This is a genomic window from Algoriphagus sp., assembly GCF_030694375.1.
Taxonomy (GTDB): domain Bacteria; phylum Bacteroidota; class Bacteroidia; order Cytophagales; family Cyclobacteriaceae; genus Algoriphagus.
Window position 1 is genome coordinate 249,175 of the sequence record NZ_JAUXYL010000049.1, and the last position, 8,509, is coordinate 257,683.

Consider the following 8,509-nt stretch of genomic DNA (forward strand, 5'->3'; position numbering starts at 1 on the left):
CTAGGTTGTTATGCGCTTCCTTTTATAAAATGCCACAGGATCTTTTAATATTATTGTTTTCACATACGAAAAACTCACAAAGTTCAAGCTCAAATTTTAGGATTTAATTTAAGAAAAAACACGTTTGATAAAATAGACCCCAGCCTAATTTAAGCCTCATTGACCTGCGAGAAAAGACTGTTTCAGAAACTACAATCCCGATCCGCTATTTCGGCTTAAACTGTAAATAACCTCCCTTCAAAATTTGAAGACTTAGATGGCTTTGCCTAATGACAAGGGATTTGACTTGGGAGAAAAACACAAAATGAGATTTTTATAATTGAATATCAGTAAATTATGTAGTTACATTAAAAATACTACTAAAAAATCGTACCATTATTCAGTTTCAATCGTATCAAGAATTAATCAAAAAAAGCTAAAACTTTCTTTTTGATTGATTTTGGTTTAATGAAAACAAAGATCCGGGTTGATGGCCCGGATTTTTGTTTTTGGAGCAAATGAACCAATCCTCTCCGACCACCTGCTTCAGCCTTAATTTATCCATCAGTTAGGATGGTAGACTTTTTGACCCAAATTAAAAGATCCAGTCTAGCATAAGGAAAAATAGTGAAGGGCATACCAAGCATCCTAAACCCGTGTAAAAAGTAGCTGTGACGGCGCCATAGGGAACTAATTTAGGATCTGTCGCTGCCAACCCCGCTGCCACTCCGCTGGAAGTGCCCATGATTCCCCCAAATGCCATGGCAGCAGAAGGAGTGCTGAGACCTATTTTTGAGGCTAAAATTGGGGTGAAAATGGTGACCGCGATTGTTTTGACCACACCTGTTCCGATGCTGAGGGCAATTACTTCAGAACTAGCACCAAGCGCACCGCCCGTGACAGGACCGACTATATAAGTGCAGGCACCTGCCCCGATGGTGCAAAGGCTTACCGCATCCCGATAACCCCATGCCCAAGCCATGGCAACACCGGCCACAAAAAACACCAGTATGCCTAAAAGGAGCGAAATCAAGCCAAGTAAGCCGCTTTTTCGAATCAATAGAAAACTTGCGCCCACAGCTGTCGCGACGATGGCGAAGTCCCGAAACATGGATCCCCCCAGCAATGCCAAACCTTTAAAAAGACCCAAATCTGCCAGCCCATTTTCTCCTTTTCCGATGACGCCACCCAAATAACCAAAAGCCAAGGCGAGAAAAATGGCGATGGCCGAACCCGGGACTCTGGAGTTAAGGATTTTTTTGGAAAAAAGGTCAGTCAGCCAGGTGAGCAATCCCACCAGTAAAAACGCAACAACTAGCCCGTTTTTGTCAATTATTTTTATCAATTCCTCCATTTCAGGTGGTTTTGAAGGATTTCATCATAAAATAGAAAACAGCAAAAGCGATAATCACGGGGACAATTCCTGCAAAAATGGCCAAGGTACCTGAAGAAATAGCTGATTTGACATTTAGGCTTGCTGCCATAGCGATCACCACCGGGATGTAGAGCTTATTCCAAAATTCGATACCAAATTCCAATTCACTTTTCCACCAGCCCCTGCGGGTGAAGTATTCTTTGGACAGGATCAGGAAAATCATGGCAAATCCGACTCCACCCACATTTGCATGGATACCAAGCCATGAACCCAACAGTTCCCCGGTCCACATGCCAAGAATAAATGAAATCGAAAGAAATGCGAGGCCTTTGATCACGGCAGGAGGGTTTGGGGCGTGAGAATTGAATTTGGCAATAAAATTTGGTAGATGGATTTAATCTAAGGGTTATTGACTTCAAGTATTTAATTGAAGAGTTTTTTCAAGTCATTCTTTACCACTTTCCCCATGGCATTTCTCGGCAGCTCGGTTAGAAAAATGTATTTTCTTGGTGTTTTATAGGCGGGCATTCGGTCCCTAATCCACGTATTCAATTCTTTTAAGTCAAGTTTTTCAGTTGAAATAATTGCCGCTGCGACCAATTCACCCCATTCTTCATCCACAAGTCCAACTACACTGCAATCATCGATTTCAGGATGTTTCCGAAGGGATTCTTCAATTTCAAGAGCTGAGATTTTATACCCGCCGGACTTGATAATATCGACAGAATCTCTTCCCAGAATTCTGATGTAGCCATTTTCCACAGTTGCAATATCGCCTGTCATAAACCAGCCATCCGACGTAAATGCTTTACGGGTAGCTTCGTCTTTTCCCCAATATTCTCTGAAAACAGAAGGGCCCTTTACCTGTATTTCTCCAGGTTCTCCTTCCGGTACGTTCTTTTGATTTTCATCGACAATCCGGATTTTGACGCCCGGAAGAGCTTGCCCTATATAACCAGCCCTTCGCTCTCCCTCATAGGGATTACTGATTGCCATTCCTATTTCAGTCATTCCATAGCGTTCCAGTAGGTAGTGTCCGGATAGTTGCTGCCACTTTTCCATCACCGATACAGGAAGCGCTGCCGAGCCCGATACCATCAATCTCATTTTCTTCAAGCAAGAGGAAATTTCAGCCTGTCTCCTTTCTGACTCTGATTCAAACTGTGTAATCAACTTGAAATAGATAGTAGGTACCGCCATAAATACAGTCACTTTTCCTTCCAAAAATATTTCAAAAACTTGCTTAGCATCAAAAGGATAAACAAACTGAACCGTAGCACCTGCCCAAAGTGAACAGGAAACCACATTGATAATCCCGTGGACATGGTGCAGTGGAAGAAGGCAAAGTGTATAGTCCTGAGCCGTCCACTTCCATGCTTCAATCAGCGTACTGACTTGAGCTTCAATCGCAGCATGTGTAGTCAAAACTCCCTTAGGTAAACTTGTGGTGCCCGATGTATATAAGATCATTGCTCCCCGGTGTGAAGCGATGCTTGGTAAGTTGAAACTTTTTTGATTTGGAATTCCATCAGCTAGCCGAATAAATTGCTTTGATTGGTCCTCAGCATACGGCTGTAAAAGCTGCTCATATTCCAGTCCCACCAGAATCAATTCGGCATCAGTATCCTCAATGACATATTGAAGTGAGGGGAAAGGATAGGTAATGCAAAGTGGAACGGCAATACCTCCTGCCATCCAAATTCCCCATTGAACCGCTACATAGTCCAGACCCGGAGAAACCATATAGGCAACGCGAGCCTCCTTCAAGTCTTCCTTATCCTGAAGTATGTAGGTAGCAAGACTTCTGGCTTTTTCGATCAGTTCTTGATAGGTGTATGAGCCGGATTGGTCAACGATGGCAATTTTTGCGGGATTTTGGCAGGCTTGGTGAAAAAGAGCGTCCATGTAAAGCAGCTATCAGTTATGGGTATTCCGTAAAGCTAAAGATTTATCCTTTTCGCCTGGAATTGAATTTATGAGTATTGGCTTTTCATCCTGTAATTCCAGAGGTAAAGGTGAACCACTCCTTGGAACAAGACCAATGAGTGGAACAAAAGCTGTCTCATAGATATCGACAGCTTTTGTTTATTAATTAATCTCAACCGAGGCACTTTCCTCGGTGAGTACAATCGCATGATGCTGATCAATTTTTCCTGCAGGGATCGAGGGGTCTTGGTGAAGCAATCGGTTGAGCATTTCAGCTTTTTCTGCCCCTGTAATTACCCACAGGATTTTTGCTGCCTGATTGATCAGCGGATAGGTGAGTGTCATTCGATGTCTGCCTTGGTAGGTGTCGCCGGTGATTGCCACGGTTTTGTCTTGGACTGCTAATACAGCATCACCCGGAACCAGAGAGGCTGTGTGTCCGTCGGTGCCTAACCCTAGGTGTATCAAGTCAAATTTCCCATTTTCTGTCAGGCGTGTGATGTGGTCAGCGTACTCTTCGCAGGCTTCGTTGAGATTGTTAGCAGTCACCCGCATAGGGAAAATATTTAATCGCAATACGAGTTTTGTGCCTTCAATTGCTTTAAAAAGCTGGGTGAGATTTCGATCAGGATGGGCATCAGGAGCTATTCGTTCATCCACTTGGAATAAAAAAACTTTTTCCCAATGCAAATCTTCCTTTGCCAATTCCTTAATCATCTCCCAAGGTGTACGTCCACCACTGATTGCCATGGTGAAAGATCCTTTTCGGGCGACATTCTCCCGTATTCGATCTGCGATATAAATTGCTGCTTCTTTTGCGACTTCATCCGCAGATTGAAAAGTTCTGATTTCCATTTATTTGTGCTTGTTTACTACAGGATTATTCCAGCCGCCAGGAGGGTTGATTTGTTCGTTCACATTCTCAGGTCCCCAAGTTCCGATATCATAGGAGTAGACGGGATGATCCTGAGCTAAGTATTCATCCACGATTTTCCAAGCTTCCTCCACATAATCCTGTCTGGCAAAATGGGTAGGGTCTCCAGCCATTGCATCTGTGAGGACACGTTCGTAGGCTTCTTTTTCATTGGGAAAAGGAGTGGGGTTTCCCTGGACTTCGGATAGTACAGAGGCCATATCCTCACCGGGCGCCATAATGAGCATTCCAAAAGCCACTTTGACGTCAGGACTGATTCGGAATCGGATGTGATTGGGTTGGGTGGCAATTGAAGAATAGGCGGAGGTCAGATGCTTAAACCGCACCAATATTTCGGTCGAGGTGGCAGGCAGGTTTTTTCCAGCACGAATGTAAAATGGCACGCCTTCCCATCTCGGGGAATCAATGTGCAGCCTTATGGCAGCGAAGGTTTCGGTCCTTGAATCCTCCTTCACCGCTTTTTCCCCCAGGTATCCTTTGTATTGTCCACATATTACATCCTGAGCGCGGAGCGGAGTGATGGCTTTCAGAACCCTTACTTTTTCGTCTCGGATGGATTCACTGTCGAGTCCATTGGGAGGCTCCATGGTTAGATTGCAAAGTACCTGAAAAAGATGGTTTTGAATCACGTCTCGGATGGCGCCGGTGACATCATAGAAGGCTCCACGGCCTTGAATACCAAAATCCTCCGCCATGGTGATCTGCATGCTTTCAATATGCTTATTGTTCCAGACAGGTTCCAAAAGTGAGTTGACAAACCTGAAAAAGACAATGTTATTAACCGGCCTTTTGCCGAGGTAATGATCAATCCTGTAGATGGAGCTTTCTGAAAATTTCCCAAGGAGGATTTTATTCAATGCTTTAGCAGATTGCAGATCAGTGCCAAAAGGTTTTTCGACGATTACTCTGGCACCATCAGCGCAGCCTGACTGCTCAAGTTGGGCGATGATTTTTGGAAATAAAACGGGAGGAATAGCAAGGTAATGGGTTGGATGCTGTGCTTTTCCCAAGGCTTTTCTGATTCGAAGAAATGTTTCCTGATCGGTGTAGTCGCCGCCCACAAAGGCGAGAAGACTGCAAAATTTCCTGTATGATTCCTCTTCGTAGTGACCGTGATTTTCAATACTTTCTTTTGCCCGAGCCCGAAGTTTTTCAAGATCATAATCCCCACGCGCTACACCAATGATCGGACAATCCAAGTTTCCCCGCTTGACCATCATGTGAAGGGCCGGAAATATTTTTTTATAAGCCAGATCGCCGGTAGCACCGTAAAAAACCAAGGCATCAGATTTGACTTGACTCATGAAAGAAAGAGGAGTTAGGTTGATAATTTAGTTGAGAGAATCCTGTTTGCCGATATTGGTAGCTATTTTTCAGAACTTGATTCGACTTACCAGGAGGGAGCGATTTAGTATTTATAGGATTTCTCCCAAAGTCGAAATCCCCCAGTGAATGCGTTTTTATTGGAACCCAAGCGACAATTGTCAGGGATGTTGTCCAAAAGTTTGGAATTTCCTCCTCCGAGTACAATTTGATCCGGTTGAAAACAATGGTTGAAATGTGCAATAGTCTGGTAAACATGCTCTTTCCATTTCGGCTTGCCCAGCTTTTTCATTGCCCCATTGCCTACGTGCGTTTCAAAAGTTCCGAGCTTAAAAGGTAAGTGTCCGCCTTCCAAAGGAAGAATCAGATCTTCATACACCATAGCAGTACCCAAGCCGGTGCCAAAGCCCATAAAAAGTAATTTTCCGCCTTCATAGCTACCCAAAGCCTGCATTGCCGCATCGTTGATGATCTTTACAGGACATCCGAAGGCCGAGGCAAAATCAAATTCTCTCCAGCCTTTGCCCATGTTAACGGGATCGGTGACGATCTTTCCATTTTTCACCACACCCGGAAATCCGATTGAGATCGCCTCATACTCCCATCCCTTAGCATTTTCTATTACCAGCGGCACCAATTGTTGTGGAGTAAACATATCTCCGGAAGGTATTTTAATTCGGTCAGGTTGGCCTGTTGCGAGTATTTTAATGTTGGATCCTCCGATGTCGATTACCAGTACTTTCATTTGTTTTGAGGTGTTGAGGCTTTGCCTTGACGGATTAGGATGAAATAAGATGGATTTTTTAATCAATGGATAAAGATAAACAATCCTTTGGCTTGAAGGGGACTGAATATGCCCTGATTTCTAAATCAGTAAATTCCCAGCAGATGTTTTTTCCAAATTTAAAGACCAATTGACTGCGTGTCATAAATTAATCTACTTCAATACTTTAAAATTTGAAATTATATTCTGAAATATAAGAGTATAGCGAAACACCTTTAAGGCTTACAATAGCATATATTTTTTATCAGATGTTTATTTTTTCACACTTCATATATGCTTTTAATGCATTCATCTTAAAAAAACAGACATAATGAAAATGAAAAAGAGTGGGATCTTTCGATCTCACTCTTTTTATAAACGGGTGATCTAAAAAATAGGATTAGGCCGAAACCAATTTGAAATGATAGCTGGAGTGTTCCTTTTTATTCCAGCTGATTTCTTTGCTGAGGTGATAGAAAGCCTCCAAAAGGGGGGCATTATCCATTTTCCCTGCATCTATTGCACGGAATCCGATAAGTTCAATGAGTCTTTTAATTCGGATTTTTTCAAGTTCGCTATCTCCACAGTAATAGGTTTCTTTGATTACTCCCAGAAAATCTGAATTAGGATAATCAATGCCCAAATTGTTAAATGCTTTGAAAAGAATAGCTTTTGGTGCCGCTTTGGAAATTAACTGTGTGTTGCTGTTTGCGAGTACTTTGTCATAGTTTGCATTGGTGCAGTCAACAATAAATTTCCCATCCAAATCCACATTTTTAAGAGCAGCACAGACTTCGACCAAGTATTTATTGTCGCAGCAGATCAGAATAATCTCCGATTGAATAATAGCAGATTCAAAGGGACAAATTCTGTTTCGGACAAGGTTAAGCATTTTCCAATCGTGAGATTCTGTGTCAAAGTCGTTTCTTACTCCGAAAACCACTGAAAGTCCTGCTTCCAGGTATTTTTTTCCCAATGTTTTTGCCAGCATAGTGCCACCAAGAATTCCAAGTTTCATATAATTTGATTTTTTTAAAGATGAAGCTAAACTCCAGAAAATCAGTAATAACAATCGAAAACTAAATTAAAATATCAAATTATCAAAATTTTATTTTGAAAAAAATCAAAAAACAGTATATTATCCATTTACCAGATATTAAAAAACAAATTTTGGTATTCAAAACCCAGAACAGCTTTTAGGGGATTATTCAAAAAGTGCTGATTATGAGCGTAAAACGTCCGTGTTTTTTAATTTTCAGATTCGATTTTTAAATTTTGGAAAAGTAAGATCCGAGTTCTAATCTGCTGAGTTCAAAACAATCTTTGATTTAAAAATAAGGCTATTTTTCATTTAAAAATGTAAAAAAATAGAATTGTGGTTAATAAATAAGGCTTAAAAATTTTTAAAAATGTTTTTTTTGAAAAAAATGTTTTTTTAAAAACATACAATTCAATTTTTCACTTAACTTCACATCCACCAGTGATTCTTAAAAGAATCCAAGCCCCAAAATAGCCTGATTAGCGAGGAACACTTTTCCTCCCTCTTTGAACTTTTAAATTCAGGTTCTATCCTTTTGTTTATCTGACAGTGTCTAATACCCTTTTAAAGAATTATTTACCCAAATCAATTTATCCTATGATTAAATCAATAAACAGAAGAGATTGGCTTAAGTCCGGTTTGCTGATAGCTGGTGGGCTAGTTGCTTCACCAGCTTTGGCTTTCAAGTCGAGTAGTTTGGTAAACCACGCAGGTAAAAGCCTGCTGCGCGAATATGTTCCGGAGTTTGGAATAAATGAAAGCCGGATGCTCGCCAGATTGAATGCAAATGAAAACCCTTATGGTCCTTCTTCTAGAGTGATTCAGACCATTGCGGAGTCCATTTCACAAGGTAACCGCTATGGACATGGCGATGCAGCGACTTTGATCGATATGATTGCTGAAAAAGAAGGTGTTAGCAAAGATTGCATTATGCTAGGCCCCGGATCCACTGATTTGTTGGAGAAAGTGGCCATCACCAGATTTCAGCAAGGGGGGAATATTGTCTCCGCCGACCCTTCCTATATGTCTGTTGAACTAAACCGACTGCGTCGGCAGTCCATTTCACCTTAAGACGTATTATTCTCATTTTGAGGTGTTAAGGTTATTTTTATTCCATGTTTCATTCTAAATCTTTATTAAACATGGAAAAAAAAGCCTCCGACAGCGCAT

Annotated in this window: 8 protein-coding genes; 1 reads left to right on the forward strand and 7 read right to left on the reverse strand. The window is 41.6% G+C overall.

All coding sequences use genetic code 11. From position 1 onward, the window contains the following. Positions 1-574 precede the first annotated feature (574 nt). The 7 genes from madM to Q8M62_RS21265 all read right to left on the reverse strand — a co-directional run bounded on the left by madM (position 575) and on the right by Q8M62_RS21265 (position 7,318). Complete coding sequence (madM, locus tag Q8M62_RS21235) at positions 575-1,333, reverse strand: malonate transporter subunit MadM (RefSeq protein WP_304900227.1); 759 nt, start codon at positions 1,331-1,333, stop codon at positions 575-577. A 1-nt stretch (position 1,334) separates the two neighbouring features. Continuing rightward, positions 1,335-1,691, reverse strand: coding sequence for a malonate transporter subunit MadL (gene madL, locus Q8M62_RS21240; RefSeq protein ID WP_304900228.1), 357 nt, complete (start codon positions 1,689-1,691; stop codon positions 1,335-1,337). A gap of 86 nt (positions 1,692-1,777) precedes the next feature. Further along, entirely contained in the window at positions 1,778-3,259 is a 1,482-nt protein-coding gene (locus tag Q8M62_RS21245; RefSeq protein WP_304900229.1) for an acyl-CoA synthetase, read from the reverse strand. A 183-nt stretch (positions 3,260-3,442) separates the two neighbouring features. Beyond that, the gene (pgl, locus tag Q8M62_RS21250) at positions 3,443-4,135 is read right to left on the reverse strand and encodes a 6-phosphogluconolactonase (protein WP_304900230.1); all 693 of its coding nucleotides are present in this window, start codon (positions 4,133-4,135) and stop codon (positions 3,443-3,445) included. Beyond that, positions 4,136-5,518 carry a glucose-6-phosphate dehydrogenase gene (gene zwf, locus Q8M62_RS21255; protein WP_304900231.1) on the reverse strand — a complete coding sequence of 461 codons (1,383 nt, stop codon included), beginning with the start codon at positions 5,516-5,518 and terminating at the stop codon, positions 4,136-4,138. It lies immediately after the preceding gene. A 104-nt stretch (positions 5,519-5,622) separates the two neighbouring features. After that, positions 5,623-6,282, reverse strand: a complete 660-nt coding sequence (locus tag Q8M62_RS21260) for an ROK family protein (protein WP_304900232.1) — start codon at positions 6,280-6,282, stop codon at positions 5,623-5,625. A 418-nt stretch (positions 6,283-6,700) separates the two neighbouring features. Beyond that, complete coding sequence (locus Q8M62_RS21265; protein WP_304900233.1) at positions 6,701-7,318, reverse strand: NADPH-dependent F420 reductase; 618 nt, start codon at positions 7,316-7,318, stop codon at positions 6,701-6,703. Positions 7,319-7,936: 618 nt separating this feature from the next. Between Q8M62_RS21265 and Q8M62_RS21270 the strand changes: the two genes are divergently transcribed. Then, on the forward strand, positions 7,937-8,410 hold the full coding sequence (locus Q8M62_RS21270; RefSeq protein ID WP_304900234.1) for a hypothetical protein: 474 nt from the start codon (positions 7,937-7,939) through the stop codon (positions 8,408-8,410). Positions 8,411-8,509 lie beyond the last annotated feature (99 nt).